The 17,365-nt window shown below is 62.2% G+C and carries 13 protein-coding genes; 6 read left to right on the forward strand and 7 right to left on the reverse strand.

The genetic code is table 11. The features are described from left to right. Positions 1-4 precede the first annotated feature (4 nt). The 5 genes from NR126_RS15065 (at position 5) to NR126_RS15085 (ending at position 9,627) form a co-directional block, all read left to right on the forward strand. Complete coding sequence (locus NR126_RS15065; protein WP_256830535.1) at positions 5-1,594, forward strand: SPOR domain-containing protein; 1,590 nt, start codon at positions 5-7, stop codon at positions 1,592-1,594. Between the two features lie 348 nt (positions 1,595-1,942). Further along, positions 1,943-6,388 carry a glutamate synthase large subunit gene (gltB, locus tag NR126_RS15070; RefSeq protein WP_027617431.1) on the forward strand — a complete coding sequence of 1,482 codons (4,446 nt, stop codon included), beginning with the start codon at positions 1,943-1,945 and terminating at the stop codon, positions 6,386-6,388. Between the two features lie 33 nt (positions 6,389-6,421). Beyond that, positions 6,422-7,840, forward strand: a complete 1,419-nt coding sequence (locus tag NR126_RS15075) for an FAD-dependent oxidoreductase (protein WP_027617432.1) — start codon at positions 6,422-6,424, stop codon at positions 7,838-7,840. A gap of 253 nt (positions 7,841-8,093) precedes the next feature. Then, positions 8,094-9,161, forward strand: coding sequence for a uroporphyrinogen decarboxylase (gene hemE / locus NR126_RS15080; protein WP_027617433.1), 1,068 nt, complete (start codon positions 8,094-8,096; stop codon positions 9,159-9,161). Between the two features lie 118 nt (positions 9,162-9,279). After that, positions 9,280-9,627 carry a YgiW/YdeI family stress tolerance OB fold protein gene (locus NR126_RS15085; protein ID WP_027617434.1) on the forward strand — a complete coding sequence of 116 codons (348 nt, stop codon included), beginning with the start codon at positions 9,280-9,282 and terminating at the stop codon, positions 9,625-9,627. A 44-nt stretch (positions 9,628-9,671) separates the two neighbouring features. Here the strand turns inward: NR126_RS15085 and NR126_RS15090 are convergent, their stop codons facing one another. Then, positions 9,672-10,949 (reverse strand): MFS transporter, encoded by a 1,278-nt coding sequence (locus tag NR126_RS15090; protein WP_027617435.1) that lies wholly within the window; start codon positions 10,947-10,949, stop codon positions 9,672-9,674. Between the two features lie 118 nt (positions 10,950-11,067). On the opposite strand from NR126_RS15090, the gene NR126_RS15095 reads away from it, so the two are divergent. Further along, positions 11,068-11,955 carry a LysR family transcriptional regulator gene (locus NR126_RS15095; RefSeq protein ID WP_027617436.1) on the forward strand — a complete coding sequence of 296 codons (888 nt, stop codon included), beginning with the start codon at positions 11,068-11,070 and terminating at the stop codon, positions 11,953-11,955. A gap of 94 nt (positions 11,956-12,049) precedes the next feature. Here the strand turns inward: NR126_RS15095 and NR126_RS15100 are convergent, their stop codons facing one another. The 6 genes from NR126_RS15100 to NR126_RS15125 are packed head-to-tail and all read right to left on the reverse strand — an operon-like array spanning position 12,050 to position 17,365. After that, entirely contained in the window at positions 12,050-13,276 is a 1,227-nt protein-coding gene (locus NR126_RS15100; protein ID WP_256830537.1) for a beta-ketoacyl-ACP synthase, read from the reverse strand. Continuing rightward, positions 13,276-14,004 (reverse strand): 3-oxoacyl-ACP reductase FabG, encoded by a 729-nt coding sequence (fabG, locus tag NR126_RS15105; RefSeq protein WP_027617442.1) that lies wholly within the window; start codon positions 14,002-14,004, stop codon positions 13,276-13,278. The genes NR126_RS15100 and fabG overlap by 1 nt, the downstream gene beginning before the upstream one ends. Beyond that, the gene (locus NR126_RS15110) at positions 13,997-14,461 is read right to left on the reverse strand and encodes a hotdog family protein (RefSeq protein ID WP_027617443.1); all 465 of its coding nucleotides are present in this window, start codon (positions 14,459-14,461) and stop codon (positions 13,997-13,999) included. The genes fabG and NR126_RS15110 overlap by 8 nt, the downstream gene beginning before the upstream one ends. Continuing rightward, entirely contained in the window at positions 14,458-15,651 is a 1,194-nt protein-coding gene (locus NR126_RS15115) for a beta-ketoacyl-[acyl-carrier-protein] synthase family protein (RefSeq protein WP_027617444.1), read from the reverse strand. Before NR126_RS15115 ends, NR126_RS15110 begins: the two co-directional genes overlap by 4 nt. After that, entirely contained in the window at positions 15,648-16,136 is a 489-nt protein-coding gene (locus NR126_RS15120) for a hypothetical protein (protein ID WP_371321427.1), read from the reverse strand. The genes NR126_RS15115 and NR126_RS15120 overlap by 4 nt, the downstream gene beginning before the upstream one ends. Then, positions 16,133-17,365 (reverse strand): NAD(P)/FAD-dependent oxidoreductase, encoded by a 1,233-nt coding sequence (locus NR126_RS15125; RefSeq protein WP_306218832.1) that lies wholly within the window; start codon positions 17,363-17,365, stop codon positions 16,133-16,135. Before NR126_RS15125 ends, NR126_RS15120 begins: the two co-directional genes overlap by 4 nt.

The raw sequence follows: 17,365 nt of genomic DNA on the forward strand, positions 1-17,365 counted from the left end.
CCCGATGACCAGTTTGCATGCCGACGAGGCGTTCCTAGGCCACTTCCAGCTGAACCATGACCCCTTCGCTCCGCGGGTGCCTGGCTTCAAGTTTTTCCCTGCCCAGCGCAAATCTGTGCTCGGACAGTTGCACCATCTGGCCCGTTACAGCCAGTTGCTGTTGGTGGTCACCGGCCCCTTGGGCAGCGGCAAGACTTTGCTGCGCCAGGCGCTGGTTGCCAGCACCAACAAGCAGTCGGTGCAGAGTGTGGTTGTGTCCGCCCGTGGCGCCGGCGATGCGGCAGGTGTATTGCGGCAGGTGGCGCAGGCACTGGACGTTGCCGACGCAGAGGTGGGGGCAATTCTCAAGCAGGTGGTGCAGCTCGCACTGACCGGCCAGGAAGTCTACATGCTGGTGGACGATGCCGAGCAGCTCGACGAGTCGGCCCTGGAAGTCTTGCTGGCCTTGGCTGCCGGTGCGCCGGAAGGGCGTCCCCATGTGTTCCTGTTTGGCGAGCCTTCTCTGATCGCCGGTCTGGATCAGTTGAGCACCGAAGAAGAGCGTTTCCACGTTATCGAATTGCAGCCTTACACCGAAGAAGAGACTCGGGAATACCTCGGGCAGCGTCTCGAGGGTGCGGGCCGTGGAATCGAACTTTTCACCGCAAATCAGATCTCTGAGATTCACGAAAGCTCCGAGGGCTGGCCTGGAAACATCAATCAGGTGGCTCGCGATGCGATGATCGAAGCCATGATCGCCAGCCGTTCTGCGGTGAAGCGTCCAAGTATGGGGTTCAACATGCCGAAGAAACACGTATTGGCGATATCTGCCGTGGTCGTGGTTGCGGTGGCTGCCGCCTGGCTCTTGCCGGGTCGCAGCAAAGCACCAACCACCGGTGCGCCGGCTAACGAGCAGGCGCAATTGCCCCTGGGCCAGGGTGCCAATGGTGCTGCGCCGTCGGTCGAATTTGCCGGCAATACCCAGCCCATGCCGTTGCCGTTGGTCGGGCAATCGCAGCCGGTCATGCGCGGTCCATTGGCTGAGGAAGCCGGTGGCATTACCGAAGGTGACGATGGCGTTTCGGTGCCTGGGTCCAGCTCGGTGCCACCGACCGTGACCACTATCGCCCCGCCTGCTGGCGTTGCAGCTGGCCCGGCACCAGCACCGGCGGCCAAACCTGTTCCAGCCCCGACGCAAGTCGCCGTTGCCAAACCAGCCCCTGCGCCAGTCGCCAAGCCAGCTCCAGCCCCTGTGGTTAAGCCTGCACCGGTGACCAAACCGGTCGAGAAGCCGGCAACTGTCGCAAAAGCGACACCGGCGGCAGCTGGCGGCACCTGGTACGCCGGTCAGAAGCCTGGCAATTACGTCGTGCAGATTCTCGGCACCAGCTCCGAAGCGGCGGCACAGAGCTTCGTCAAGGAGCAGGGCGGTGAGTACCGTTACTTCAAGAAAGTCCTGAACGGCAAGCCGCTTTACGTCATCACCTATGGCAACTTCGCCAATCGCGATGCGGCCGTATCTGCCATCAAGGCCTTGCCAGCGAAGGTTCAGGCTGGTAAACCTTGGCCTCGCTCTGTCGCCAGCGTCCAACAGGAACTGGCAACAGCTCGCTGAAGATTCGGCGGCCTTACCCAGGCCGCCTCTCCCGGCACCTCAAAATTTCTACAAGGCATGCTGCCCTGGAGGCCGCGTGCCTTGTGGTGTCTGCGTCACAGTAGTTTTTGAGTCGTGCGGTCAAAATTGAAAAAAGTTTTGACTAGCACAGTAGATAGCTTTAAACCTTTCATAAATGCGACATGAATTTGCGACATTTCGTCGTCAAATTTGTGGGCGTCTGTGTCGGTGTGTACAATGACCTCCCTTTTGCCCCCGCAAAGCTGGCGTTCGTTCGGCGTGGATGGTAAGTGGTTGAATTGAAAAGAAATTTGCCTCGATAAGAGGCAGCCTGGTGAGAAAGTGTCTATGAAAGCAGGTCTGTACCAACCAGATGAATTCAAGGATAACTGCGGCTTCGGCCTGATAGCCCATATGCAGGGCGAGCCCAGTCATACCCTTTTGCAAACGGCCATTGAGGCCCTGACCTGCATGACCCACCGTGGTGGGATCAACGCCGACGGCAAGACCGGTGACGGTTGCGGTCTGCTTATTCAGAAGCCGGACCAGTTCCTGCGAGCGATCGCCCAGGAAACCTTCGGCGTCGAAATGCCCAAGCAATATGCAGTGGGCATGGTGTTTTTCAACCAGGATCCGGTGAAAGCCGAAGCTGCTCGCGAGAACATGAACCGCGAGATCCTGGCTGAGGGCCTGCAATTGATCGGCTGGCGCAAAGTGCCAATCGACACCAGCGTGCTCGGGCGCCTGGCCCTGGAGCGTTTGCCGCAGATCGAGCAAGTGTTCATCGGTGGTGATGGCCTGAGCGATCAGGACATGGCCATCAAGCTGTTCAGCTCCCGTCGTCGCTCGTCCGTGGCCAACGCCGCCGACACCGACCACTACGTCTGCAGCTTTTCCCACAAGACCATTATCTACAAAGGCCTGATGATGCCGGCGGACCTCACCGCCTTCTATCCAGACCTCAGCGACCAGCGCCTGCAGACCGCAATCTGCGTGTTCCACCAGCGCTTCTCTACCAACACTTTGCCGAAATGGCCGTTGGCCCAACCGTTCCGCTTCCTGGCGCACAACGGCGAGATCAACACCATCACCGGCAACCGCAACTGGGCCCAGGCCCGTCGCACCAAGTTCACCAACGATTTGATGGACCTGGAAGAACTCGGCCCGCTGGTTAACCGCGTGGGTTCCGACTCCTCGAGCATGGACAACATGCTGGAGCTGATGGTCACCGGCGGTATCGACCTGTTTCGTGGCGTGCGGATGATCATTCCGCCAGCGTGGCAGAACGTCGAGACCATGGACCCGGACCTGCGTGCGTTCTACGAATACAACTCGATGCACATGGAGCCGTGGGACGGCCCGGCCGGCGTGGTCATGACCGATGGTCGCTACGCGGTGTGCCTGCTCGACCGTAACGGTCTGCGTCCGGCACGCTGGGTCACCACCAAGAACGGCTTCATCACCCTGGCCTCGGAAATCGGCGTCTGGAACTACCAGCCTGAAGACGTGATTGCCAAGGGCCGCGTTGGTCCGGGGCAGATCTTTGCCGTGGACACTGAAACCGGGCAGATCCTCGACACTGACGCGATCGACAACCGCCTGAAGTCCCGTCATCCGTACAAGCAATGGCTGCGCAAGAATGCCCTGCGTATCCAGGCGACCATGGAAGACAACGACCACGGCTCGGCGTTCTACGACGTCGATCAGCTCAAGCAATATATGAAGATGTACCAGGTCACCTTCGAGGAGCGTGACCAAGTACTGCGTCCATTGGGCGAGCAAGGCTACGAAGCCGTGGGCTCGATGGGCGACGATACGCCGATGGCCGTGCTGTCCCAGCGCGTGCGCACTCCGTACGACTACTTCCGCCAGCAGTTCGCGCAGGTGACCAACCCGCCGATCGACCCGCTGCGTGAAGCCATCGTCATGTCGCTGGAGATCTGCCTCGGTGCCGAGCGCAACATCTTCCAGGAGTCGCCGGAGCATGCCTCGCGCGTGATCCTCAGCTCGCCGGTAATCTCGCCGGCCAAGTGGCGCTCGCTGATGAACCTCGATCGCCCGGGCTTTGAACGCCAGGTCATCGACCTCAACTACGACGAGGCCCTGGGCCTTGAAGCTGCGGTGCGCAACATCGCTGACCAGGCCGAAGAGGCCGTGCGTGCCGGTCGGACTCAGATCGTCCTGAGCGACCGCCACATTGCGCCCGGCAAACTGCCGGTCCACGCTTCGTTGGCCACCGGCGCGGTGCACCACCGTCTGACGGAAAAAGGCCTGCGTTGCGACTCCAACATCCTGGTCGAGACCGCCACCGCGCGCGATCCTCACCACTTCGCAGTGTTGATCGGCTTCGGTGCGTCGGCGGTCTATCCGTTCCTGGCCTACGAAGTGCTGGGTGACCTGATCCGTACCGGTGAAGTGCTGGGCGACCTCTATGAGGTGTTCAAGAACTACCGTAAAGGCATCACCAAGGGCCTGTTGAAGATCCTCTCGAAGATGGGCATCTCGACCATCGCTTCGTACCGTGGTGCACAGTTGTTTGAGGCCATCGGTCTGTCCCAGGAAGTCTGCGACCTGAGCTTCCGTGGCGTGCCAAGCCGCATCAAGGGTGCACGTTTCGTCGACATCGAAGCCGAGCAGAAAGCCCTGGCCGTTGAAGCCTGGAGCCCGCGCAAGCCGATCCAGCAAGGCGGCCTGCTGAAGTTCGTCCACGGTGGCGAATACCACGCCTACAACCCGGACGTGGTCAACACCCTGCAAGCCGCTGTGCAGCAGGGCGACTACAGCAAGTTCAAGGAATACACGACGCTGGTGGACAACCGTCCGGTGTCGATGATCCGCGACCTGTTCAAGGTCAAGACCCTCGATACGCCGCTGGACCTCAGCGAAGTCGAGCCGCTGGAGTCGGTGCTCAAGCGCTTTGACTCCGCCGGTATCTCGCTGGGCGCACTGTCGCCGGAAGCTCACGAAGCCCTGGCCGAAGCCATGAACCGCCTGGGGGCGCGTTCTAACTCCGGTGAAGGTGGTGAAGACCCGGCGCGCTACGGCACCATCAAGAGCTCGAAAATCAAGCAGGTGGCCACCGGCCGTTTCGGTGTAACCCCGGAATACCTGGTTAACGCCGAAGTGCTGCAGATCAAGGTCGCCCAGGGCGCCAAGCCGGGCGAGGGTGGTCAATTGCCAGGCGGCAAGGTCAACGGTCTGATCGCCAAACTGCGTTATGCCGTGCCGGGCGTGACTCTGATTTCGCCGCCACCGCACCACGACATCTACTCGATCGAAGACTTGTCGCAGCTGATTTTCGACCTGAAACAGGTCAACCCGAAGGCGCTGGTCTCGGTGAAACTGGTGGCAGAAGCGGGCGTCGGCACCATCGCCGCCGGTGTGGCCAAGGCCTATGCTGACCTGATCACCATCTCCGGCTACGACGGCGGCACCGGTGCATCGCCGCTGACCTCGATCAAGTACGCCGGTGCGCCGTGGGAACTCGGCCTGGCCGAAACCCACCAGACCCTGCGCGGCAACGACCTGCGCGGCAAAGTCCGGGTACAAACCGACGGTGGCCTGAAAACCGGCCTCGACGTGATCAAAGCGGCCATCCTCGGCGCTGAAAGCTTCGGCTTCGGCACCGCGCCAATGATCGCCCTGGGCTGCAAATACCTGCGTATCTGCCACCTGAACAACTGCGCCACCGGCGTGGCAACGCAGAACGAGAAGCTGCGCAAGGATCACTACATCGGCACCGTCGACATGGTGGTGAACTTCTTCACCTACGTCGCCGAGGAAACTCGTGAGTGGCTGGCCAAGCTGGGCGTGCGCTCCCTCGAGGAACTGATCGGCCGTACCGATCTGCTGGAAATCCTCGAAGGCCAGACTGCCAAGCAGCACCACCTGGATCTGACGCCATTGCTCGGCAGCGATCACGTTCCGGCCGACAAGCCGCAGTTCTGCCAAGTCGATCGCAACCCGCCGTTCGACAAGGGCCTGCTGGCCGAGAAGATGGTCGATATGGCCACTTCGGCGATCAATGACCTGAGCGGCGCCGAATTCGCCCTGGATATCTGCAACTGCGACCGTTCCATTGGTGCGCGGATCTCCGGCGAAATCGCCCGCAAACACGGCAACCAGGGTATGGCCAATGCGCCAATCACCTTCCGCTTCAAGGGCACTGCCGGGCAGAGCTTCGGCGTGTGGAACGCCGGCGGCCTGAACATGTACCTGGAAGGCGACGCCAACGACTACGTCGGCAAGGGCATGACCGGCGGCAAGCTGGTCATCGTGCCGCCAAAAGGTAGCGTCTACCGCACGCAGGACAGTGCCATTATCGGCAACACCTGCCTGTACGGCGCCACAGGCGGCAAGCTGTTCGCCGCCGGTACTGCGGGTGAGCGTTTCGCCGTGCGTAACTCCGGTGCCCACACCGTCGTGGAAGGCACTGGCGATCACTGCTGCGAGTACATGACCGGTGGTTTCGTCTGCGTCCTGGGCAAGACCGGTTACAACTTCGGCTCTGGCATGACCGGCGGTTTCGCCTATGTGCTCGACCAGGACAACAGCTTCGTTGACCGGGTCAACCACGAACTGGTGGAAATCCAGCGGATCAGCGGCGAGGCGATGGAAGCCTATCGCAGCCACCTGCAGAACGTGCTGAACGAGTACGTCGAGGAAACCGATAGCGAGTGGGGTCGTGAACTCGCCGAGAACCTTGATGACTACCTGCGTCGTTTCTGGCTGGTCAAGCCGAAGGCTGCCAACCTGAAGTCGTTGCTTTCCAGCACCCGTGCCAACCCGCAGTGATATGCGCCTGAAGAGTTTGATGAGGTTTTAACAATGGCTGAACGTCTGAATAATGACTTCCAGTTCATCGAGGTCGGGCGCAAGGATCCGAAGAAGAAACTGTTGCGTCAACGCAAGAAAGAGTTCGTGGAAATCTACGAACCGTTCAAACCCCAGCAGTCGGCCGACCAGGCCCACCGCTGCCTGGGTTGCGGTAACCCGTATTGCGAATGGAAGTGCCCGGTGCACAACTTCATTCCCAACTGGCTGAAGCTGGTGGCCGAGGGCAACATCCTCGCCGCCGCCGAACTGTCGCACCAGACCAACACCCTGCCGGAAGTCTGCGGCCGGGTGTGCCCGCAGGACCGTCTGTGCGAGGGTGCCTGTACCCTCAACGACGGTTTCGGCGCGGTGACCATTGGTTCGGTGGAGAAGTACATCACCGATACCGCCTTTGCCATGGGCTGGCGTCCGGACATGTCCAAGGTCAAGCCGACCGGCAAGCGCGTCGCGATCATTGGCGCGGGCCCGGCGGGCCTGGGCTGTGCCGACGTACTGGTGCGCGGTGGCGTGACCCCGGTGGTGTTCGACAAGAACCCGGAAATCGGTGGCCTGCTGACCTTCGGCATCCCCGAGTTCAAGCTGGAAAAGACCGTGCTGAGCAATCGTCGCGAAGTCTTCAGCGGCATGGGCATCGAATTCCGCCTCAACACTGAGGTCGGCAAGGACGTGACCATGGAGCAACTGCTCGAGGAATACGATGCCGTGTTCATGGGCATGGGCACCTACACCTACATGAAGGGCGGCTTTGCCGGTGAGGACCTGCCGGGCGTATACGACGCGCTGGACTTCCTGATCGCCAACGTCAATCGCAACCTGGGTTTTGAAAAGTCGCCGGAAGATTTCGTCGACATGAAAGGCAAGAAGGTTGTGGTGCTGGGCGGCGGCGACACGGCCATGGACTGCAACCGTACGTCGATCCGCCAGGGCGCCAAGTCGGTGACCTGCGCCTACCGTCGTGACGAAGCGAACATGCCGGGCTCGCGCAAAGAGGTGAAGAACGCCAAGGAAGAAGGCGTGAAGTTCCTCTACAACCGCCAGCCGATCGCCATTGTTGGTGAAGACAAGGTCGAAGGCGTGAAGGTAGTCGAGACCCGTCTCGGCGAGCCGGACGCCCGTGGCCGTCGCAGCCCCGAGCCGATCCCGGGTTCCGAAGAGATCATCCCGGCCGACGCCGTGGTCATCGCCTTCGGTTTCCGCCCAAGCCCGGCGCCGTGGTTCGAGCAGTTCAGCATTCAGACCGACAGCCAGGGCCGCGTCGTGGCGCCGGAACAAGGTCAGTACAAGCACCAGACCAGCAACCCGAAAATCTTCGCCGGTGGCGACATGGTGCGCGGTTCCGATCTGGTGGTAACCGCGATCTTCGAAGGCCGCAATGCCGCCGAAGGGATCCTGGATTACTTGGGCGTATAAAACCCGATTTCGATTTGAAATGGGATCAAATGTGGGAGCGAGCCTGCTCGCGAAAGCGGTCTGTCAGCCAACATCAATGTTGGATGTACCGGCCCCTTCGCGAGCAGGCTCGTTCCCACAGTTGTTTCGCGGAGTTGCTAAACTCCGTATTTCATTGCGACAAATTGACCCGATAGACAAAAGGCTGACCTGCATTCGTGCCTTTTGCGTCCGGCTCTGAGAAAATGCCCGCACTTTTTTTCCGGATGCCGACATGACTGCCCTGAAGAACGACCGTTTCCTTCGCGCCCTGCTCAAGCAACCCGTAGACGTCACGCCCGTGTGGATGATGCGTCAGGCCGGTCGCTACCTGCCTGAATACCGCGCCAGCCGCGCCAAGGCCGGTGACTTCATGAGCCTGTGCATGAACCCATCGTTCGCTTGCGAAGTCACGTTGCAGCCGCTCGACCGTTATCCACAGCTGGATGCGGCGATCCTGTTTTCCGATATTCTGACCATCCCCGATGCCATGGGCCAGGGCCTGTACTTCGAAACCGGTGAAGGTCCGCGCTTCAAGAAAGTCGTCAGCACCCTGGCCGACATCGAAGCTCTGCCCATTCCTGATCCGCACAAAGACCTCGGCTACGTGATGGACGCAGTCAGCACCATCCGTCGCGAACTGAATGGCCGTGTGCCGCTGATCGGTTTTGCCGGCAGCCCGTGGACCCTGGCCACCTACATGGTCGAAGGCGGCTCGTCGAAAGACTACCGCAAGACCAAAACCATGCTCTACGACAACCCGCAGGCCCTGCACCTGTTGCTGGACAAGCTGGCCCAGACCGTCACCAGCTACCTCAACGGCCAGATTATGGCGGGCGCGCAAGCGGTGCAGATCTTCGACAGCTGGGGCGGTAGCCTGTCGGCGGCGGCCTACCAGGAGTTCTCCCTGGCCTACATGAAGAAAATCGTCAGCGGCCTGATTCGTGAGCACGAAGGGCGCAAGGTGCCGGTGATCCTGTTCACCAAGGGCGGTGGCCTGTGGCTGGAAAGCATCGCCGATGCCGGTGCAGATGCACTGGGCCTGGACTGGACTTGCGACATTGGCAGCGCCCGCGAGCGCGTCGGCAGCAAAGTCGCCCTGCAAGGCAACATGGACCCGACCGTGCTGTACGCCAAGCCAGAAACCATTCGCAGCGAAGTCGGGCGGATCCTCGCCAGCTACGGCAAAGGCAGCGGCCACGTGTTCAACCTCGGCCACGGCATCACCCCGGAAGTCGATCCGGAACACGCCGGTGCCTTCCTGCGTGCGGTGCACGAGTTGTCGGCGCAGTATCACGAGTGATCGTGACCCGATAAAAAACGCCCGGCAAATGCCGGGCGTTTTTTTGCACGCAGATTAAGTTTCAATTCAGCGAGCCTGTTTACGCTGAGTCCATCGAAATCCAGATGGAACCATCGCCATGAAAGCACACTACCTCGCTCTGCTCGTTGCCCCCCTGTTCAGCACCGCGGTCCTGGCTGCCGGTTACACCGGGCCGGGTGCCGAGCCCATCACCACTGTGGCCGCGGCCAACGAAGCGGCTGACGACACGCCTGTCGTCCTGCAGGGCTTTGTGGTGAAGAAGCTGAACAACGACGACAAATACGAGTTCAAGGATTCCAGCGGTACGGTCACCGTTGAAATCGATGATGAGGACCTACCGGCGGTCGCCTTCAACGACAAAACCCGGGTCAAGCTGACCGGTGAAGTGGAAAAGGGCCTGCTCAAGCGTGAGATCGATGTCGATCGGGTGGAAATTCTCAACTAAGACCGTGTTTCTCCCCAAGGGCCGCCATGCGGCCCTTTTTTGCGTCAGGACTTGGCGCTCTCTGCCAGGGTCGGCAACTTCGCCAGCTTCAATGCGACCAGCAGTGCAATCACCAGCAGCGTGCCGATGAACAACCCGATGCCGTTCCAGCCGCCCTGGTGCCAGAACACGCCGCCCACCGTGCCGGCGATGCTTCCCCCGGCGTAGTAGCTGAACAGGTACAGCGACGATGCCTGGCCCTTGGCTTTGGTGGCGCGGCGGCCGATCCAGCTGCTGGCGACCGAATGTGCGCCGAAGAAGCCGAAGGTGAAGATCAGCATGCCGAGAATCACCAGCGGCAGCGGGCTGAGCATGGTCACCGCGAGACCGGCGAGCATCAGCACAATAGTGCCCCACAGCACTTTACGGCGTCCCAGGCGGTCCGCCAGCGAGCCGATTTTCGCCGAACTGTAGATCCCCGACAGGTACACCACCGACAGCAGCCCGACGAAGGCCTGGTCCATGTGGTAAGGCGCGGCCAGCAGGCGGTAGCCGATGTAGTTGAACAGGGTGACGAAGGCGCCCATCAGCACAAAGGCCTCAAGGAACAGCAGCGGCAGGCCGGCGTCGCGAAAGTGCATGGTGAAGCCGTCCAGCAGGCTGCGCGGGTGCAGGGAACGTGAGCGGAAGTTGCGCGACTCGGGTAGGACTTTCCAGAACAGCGCGGCGGCGATCAGGGCCAGACCGCCGATCACCAGCATCGCGGTGTGCCAACTGACGAAGTCGATCAGCACCCCGACGATCAATCGTCCGCTCATCCCGCCAATGGCATTGCCGCCGATGTACAGGCCCATCGCCAGGCCGATGTGTTGTGGATGAATTTCTTCGCTCAGGTAAGTCATGGCCACCGCCGCCAGCCCGCTCAGGGACAGGCCGGTCAGGGCGCGCATCAGCAGAATGCCTTCCCAGGTCGGCATCAGCGCGCTGGCCAGGGTGCAAAGGGCAGCGGCGAACAACGCGGCGACCATCACCGGCTTGCGCCCGATGCGGTCGGAGATGGGGCCGGTGATCAGCAGGCCGATGGCGAGCATGCCGGTGGAGACCGAAAGGATCAGGCTGCTCTGCGCCGCATTGATCGAAAACTCCTGGGAGAACATCGGCATCATCGGCTGCACGCAGTACAGCAGGGCGAAGGTCGCGAAGCCGCCGCAGAACAGCGCCAGCACCGTGCGCAGGAACATCGGCGTGCCTTTTTCGATGTAGATCTCGTTCAGCGAATTGAGTTGATCGTCCAGCGCGGTGGGGGGGAGATCATGGGCGAGTGGCGCAGCAACAGTTTTCACGGGGACCTCGGGAGTACAGGGCACAGCAGGCAATGGAAAAAGCATATAGCCGGCTAATGTTTCTATCCAATATATTGTTCGACCTGTTTGATAGCTTTCACGACCTAATGGAAATCCCATGGAATTGCGTCATCTGCGCTACTTCATCGCCGTCGCCGAAGAACTGCATTTTGGCCGCGCCGCACAGGCACTGGGCATCTCTCAGCCGCCGCTGAGCCAGCAGATCCAGGTGCTGGAGCAGGAAGTGGGCGCGCGTCTGTTCGAGCGTACCAATCGTCGGGTCGAGCTCAGCGAGGCGGGGCGTTTGTTTCTCGAGGAGGCGCGGCTGGTGCTGGCGCAAGTCGACAAGGCGGCGGACGTCGCGCGACGGGCGCAACTCGGTGAGCTGGGCGAACTGAAAATCGGCTTCACCTCGTCGGCGCCCTTCAACTCGACCATTCCGCAAGCGATCTTCGGCTTTCGCCAGCGCTTCCCGGCAGTGCATCTGAACCTGCGGGAAATGAGCAGCACCCAGGTGGCCGATGCGCTGGTGGACGAGTCAATCCAGATCGGCATCATGCGCCCCCTGCCGTTGCCGGATTCGCTGCAGGTAGTCGAGCTCAACCGTGAACCACTGGTGGCGGTCCTCAGCTCCAAGGATCCGCTGTCGCTGGGCAGCGAGGAAGGCTTGTTCCTCTCGGCTCTGGCCCATGAGCCTTTCGTGTTTTTCCCGCGCAGCTACGGCAGCGGTCTGTACGCGCAACTGCTGAGCCTGGCCCGCGACGCCGGCTTCAGCCCGCATTTCGCCCAGGAAGCCGGAGAAGCCATGACCATCATCGGCCTGGTGGCGGCGGGCCTGGGCGTCTCGGTACTACCGGCGTCCTACCAACGCATGCGCATCGACGGCGTGGTCTACCGCCCCTTGCTCGACCCGGCGGCGGAGACGGCGGTGTGGCTAGTCCAGCGCAAAGACCAGAAATCGCCGATGGCGCGAGCGTTTGTCGAGTTGCTGACGAGCAGGGTGTAGGTGGACCTGTGGGAGCCGGCTGCCGGCGATAGCGGATGATCAGGCGACCTTGATCTCGACTGTTACAGCGCTTTCGCTGGCAACCAGATCAACATCACAACCACCGCCGAAAAACCAACGACGTATTCACCCCACCAAACGCAAAATTATTGTTCATCACATACCGATTGCTCATCTGCCGGAATTCGCCACGCAGGTAGTCCAGGGCGCCGCATTGGGGGTCGATGTGGTCGAGGTTGAAGGTGTGGGCGTAGTCGTCGCGATTGAGCATTTCGATGCTGAACCACGACTCCAGTGCGCCACAGGCGCCGAGTGTGTGGCCGAGGAAGCTTTTCTGCGAGCTGATGGGCATGTGGCTGCCGAACAGGCTGCTGGTGGCCTGGGTTTCGGCAATGTCGCCCTGTTCGGTGGCGGTGCCGTGGCCGTTGACGTAACCGATTGCCGCGGGTTGCAGGTCGGCATCCTCGAGCGCCAGTTCCATCGCCCGGCGCATGGTGGCCTGTTCGGGACGGGTGGTGTGCTGGCCGTCGGCGTTGCTGCCGAAGCCGACGATTTCCGCGTGGATATGGGCGCCTCGGGCCAGGGCGTGTTCGAGTTCTTCGAGCACCAGCATGCCGGCGCCTTCGCCGATCACCAGGCCGTCGCGGGCGCTGTCGTAGGGCCGTGGGCTGGTTTGCGGTGCGTCGTTTTTCAGGCTGGTGGCGTAGAGCGCGTCGAACACCATCGCCTCGGTCGGGCACAGTTCTTCGGCGCCGCCGGCGAGCATCAGCGGCAGGCGGCCGAACTTGATGGCTTCGTAGGCGTAGCCGATGCCCTGGCTGCCGCTGGTGCAGGCGCTGGAGGTGGGGATCAGGCGACCGGTCAGGCCGAAGAAGATGCTGATATTGGCCGCCGTGGTGTGGGGCATCATGCGCACGTAGGAGTTGGCGTTGAGTCCTTCTGCCACCGAGTTCAGCAGCATGTTGCCGAAGGCCTTGATCTCGTCGGTGCTGCCGGTGGACGAGCCGCAAGCGACGCCCATGCGCCCGTCCTTGATCGACTCGTCGCCGAGCAAGCCGGCATCGGCGAGCGCGCGCTCAGCCGCACCCACAGCCAGCCGCGACACCCGGCCCATGCTGCGCAGCTGTTTGCGGGTCCAGTGTCCGGGCACCTGAAAATCATCGATCGGTCCGGCCAGGCGGGTGTTCAGTTCGGTGAAGCGATCCCACTCGTGCATTCGGCGGATGCCGCTATGGTTGGCCTTGAAATGCCCGGAGATGGTTGCCCAGTCGCTGCCCAGGGAGGTGATGCCGGCCATGCCGGTGACGACGACGCGCTTCATCAGCACAGCCCTCCATTGACGGCCAGCACTTGCCGGGTGATGTACGAGGCTTCCGCCGACATCAGGAAATTCACCGCGCCGGCCACCTCTTCCGGGGTGCCCATGCGTTGTGCGGGGATCATTTTCATCAGTTCTTCCACCGGCACGTTGTCGTCGAGCATGGCCGTGTCGATCAAGCCGGGTGCGACACAGTTAACGGTTATTTTGCGCTTGGCCAATTCGATCGCCAACGCTTTTGCCGCGCCGATCAGGCCGGCCTTGGAGGCGCTGTAGTTGACCTGGCCGCGATTGCCGATCAGTCCGGAGACCGAGGTGATGCAGACGATTCGTCCCGCTGCGCGGCGGCGGATCATCGGCATCATGACCGGGTGCAGCACGTTGTAGAAACCGTCGAGGTTGGTGCGCAGCACAACGTCCCAATCGTCCTCGCTCAGTGCGGGGAATGCGCCGTCGCGGGTCAGTCCGGCATTGAGCACCACGCCATAGTAGGCGCCATGGGCCTCGACATCGGCTTCCAGCGCAGTCTTGCAGGCGGCGCGATCGGACACGTCGAATTGCAGCACCCGAGCGTTGCGGCCCAGGGCTTCGATCTCGGCCTGCACTGCGCTGGCTTCTGCCAGGCCGCTGCGGCAATGCACGACAATGTCATGCCCGGCCTGCGCCAGGCGCAAGGCAATGGCGCGGCCGATGCCACGGCTGGAGCCGGTGACCAGTACGGATTCAGTCATCGCGGGACTCTCTGGGTGGATCGAGATAGTGAGCCGCCTTGGGCGGCTTGAACACATTCAAGCGGGCGCTGGCGTGGATGCCCGGCGCATCGATATGGCATTCGAACACGCCCATGCCGTTGTCATCCTCAAGCGATCGCCGGCCATGCAGGGTGAGTTCGGTCCCCACCGGGAAGTGATCGACGTTGCATTCGAATTTTCGACTGCCAAGCAGGAACCCGAGTTCCACCGCGCGGCCTTCCTCGCGGGCCCGGCAGCCGGCAAAAGCGGCGACGGTCTGGGCCATCAGCTCAATGCCGACCCAGGCCGGCAGGCTGCCGTCCTCGCGGCTGAACAAACCGCCGGGCTTGACCGTCATGCGGGTGTGGATCTGTTCTTCGTCAAAGGCCAGTACCTGGTCGATGAGAATCATGTCGCCGGCGTGGGGCAGCAGTTCGGCGAGCGGCCAGTCAATCATGGTGCGTCTCCGATAATCAGGCTGACGTTGTTGCCACCGAAGGCGAAGGAATTACTCATCAGGTAGCGCGCAGCTGTGGACGCCAGGCGATCTTGCGGGGTCACCCAGTGCAGCGCTGGCAGTTCGGGATCGGCCTGGCCATCCCAGAGGTGCGGCGCCAGGCGGTTGTCGGGGTTGTCCGGGCTCAGGCTTAGCCAGCAAAACGCAGCTTCCAGGGCGCCGGCTGCACCGAGGGTATGGCCGGTCAGGGGCTTGGTCGAGGAGCAGGGCAGGCCCTCGGGAAACAGGCTGGCAACGGCGCGGCTTTCCATGGCGTCATTGTGCTGGGTGGCAGTGCCGTGCAGGTTCAGGTAGCTGATTTGCCCGGCTTGCAGGCCGGCGCGGGCCAGGGCTTTGTGCATGGCTTGCAGCGCGCCACGGCCAGCGGGTTCCGGTGCGGAAATATGGTGTGCATCAGAGCTGGCGCCGCCACCCAACAAGGCGATGGCGGGTGCATGGGCAGAGCGGGTCATCAGGAACAGCACCGCTGCCTCGCCGATGTTGATGCCGTTGCGGTTGACCGAGAACGGATTGCAGCGTTGCCCGGACACCGCTTCCAGTGCCGAAAAGCCGTTGAGCGTCAGCTTGCACAGGCTGTCGACGCCGCCGCACAGCACTGCGTCGCACAGGCCCAGGTCGAGCAGGCGCTGGGCGCTCATCAACGCACGGGCGCTGGAGGTGCAGGCGGTGGAAATCACGTAGGCCGGGCCGCTGATCTGTAGCCAGTCGGCGAGAAAGTCGGCTGGCGCGCCAAGCTCCTGCTGCCGATAGTCATAATCAGCGGGGAACTGCCCGGCTTGCAGGTACGTCCCCAGGCTTTCACTGGCCTCATGGATCCCCGAGGTGCTGGTGCCCAGCACTACGGCAATGCGCTCGCGACCGTAGGTGTGGATAGCCTGTTCGATCTCGACACGAATCTGCAACGCCGCCTCCAGCAGCAGCTGGTTATTGCGGCTGGCGTGGCGGCTCAGTTCAGCGGGGATCGGTGGCAGCTCGCCCTGGACCGCGCCCACCGGCAGCGAACGCTCGGGCACCCAGCCGGATGCTGCACGCATGCCCGAGTCGTCCCCGGCAAACAGGCGCTCGGCGACCTGGCGTTTGCCACGACCGAGGCTGCAGACCAGCCCGAGGGCGTTGAGGTAGGCGGTCATGGCATGTCTCCACTGAGCGGCGTGACCTGATACTTCGGCCCCTTCATCAGCCTCAGTTCAAAGTTCAGCGGTTGCTGGTAGCGCACGTCCCAGCGTTCCGGAAGCGCGCGTTGTGCGCCATGCTGCCAGGCGACGGGGTAGTTGGCCGACAGTTCAGCTGTTGGGGTCAAGGCGAACAGCAAGGCGGCGAACAGCTCCCTGGCCTCGGGATTGGGCGGCAGCAGGCCGTCAGCCTGCCATTCACCGTCCTGCAGGATCTGTCGCGCCTGGGGAATGCCCAGCAGGTCCATCATCGACCAGCGAATACCGCTGCCTTCCTGCTGAACCACCAACACCCAATCCTGGCGTTGCTGGTCGACGGTCTGCTCGATGTGCAGTTGTAACGGCAGGGCGAGGGTCGGTTGCGCGGCGGGCAACGGCGCGCGACTGGCGCAGGCACTCAGCAGCAGGGCACAGGACAGCAGCATCAGACGAATCAGGTTCATGTGGCGTCCCGGGCACAGATTTGCGAAATCATCTTCAATCGACGGCGCGCTTCGCTGACAAACGGGTTGCGCTCATCCCAGGCGTAGCCGGCGAGGATCGAGCTGATCATGCGGCGGATCTCCACGGTGCCGCCCTCATGGTAGATCACGTCCTGGAAGGTTCCGTTGTACCAGCCTTCGACATAGCAACGGAAGGTATCGACGCCGCGCTTCAAGGGCTCGGCGAACTCGCTCTGCCAATCGACACTCTGGCCTTGCAGTTGGCGATCGAGGACGGCGGCGGCCATGCTCGCCGAGCGCATGGCAATGGTCACGCCGGAGGAAAACACCGGGTCGAGAAACTCCGCAGCATTGCCCAGCAAGGCGAAGCCGGGTCCGTGCAGGGTTTTGACGTTGGCCGAGTAGCCGCCGATGGTCCTGGCCTCGGTGTCCCATACGGCGTTCTCCAGAGCGCCGGCCAGGCTTGGGGTTTCGGCGATGAAGCCTTGCAGGCAGGCGTCGAGGTCGTCCGTGCGGCCAGCGAAGTGTTCCGCCGCCGCCACCACGCCCACCGAGCAACGACCGTTGCTGAAGGGGATGGTCCAGAACCAGATATCGCGCTGGGTCGGGTGGGTGGTGATGAGGATCTTTTCGCGGTCGAACGTTGGGCTGTCGATCTGGTCCTGGACATGGGTAAACACCGCCTGGCGCGGCGGGAAATTCGAGGGTAGTTCAAGGTCCAGCAGGCGCGGCAGGACCCGACCGTAGCCGCTGGCGTCGAGGACGAAGGCGGCCTCCAGCACGTACTGGCTGGCATCTTCGCGCTGGACGATCAGACGCGGTTGCGGCCGCTCGAAGTCGACGCTGACGATGCTCTCGCCGTAGCGGATTTCCACACCCTGCAGGGCGGCCTGATCAGCCAGCAGCTTGTCAAAGTCAGCACGCTGTACCTGGAAGGTGGTCGGTTTGCCGGCGGTGAAGGTGTCGCCAAAATCGAAGGCGCTGTAGCGCTCGCCCCAGGCGAAGGCAGCGCCATTTTTCAGCTGGAATCCGGCGGCGTTGACCGCGTCGAGCATGCCAGCTTCCTCGACGAAATCCAGGCAATGGCAGAGCAGGCTTTCGCCAATTGAAAACCTTGGGAAGTGCTGGCGTTCGATCACCAGCACATCGTGACCCTTGCGCTTGAGCAGTGCACCGGCAATGGCGCCGGAGGGACCGGCACCGATGATGACGACCTGACGACGTTGCAG

It is taken from the genome of Pseudomonas sp. Pse1, from assembly GCF_024519635.1.
In the GTDB taxonomy this organism is placed as follows: domain Bacteria; phylum Pseudomonadota; class Gammaproteobacteria; order Pseudomonadales; family Pseudomonadaceae; genus Aquipseudomonas.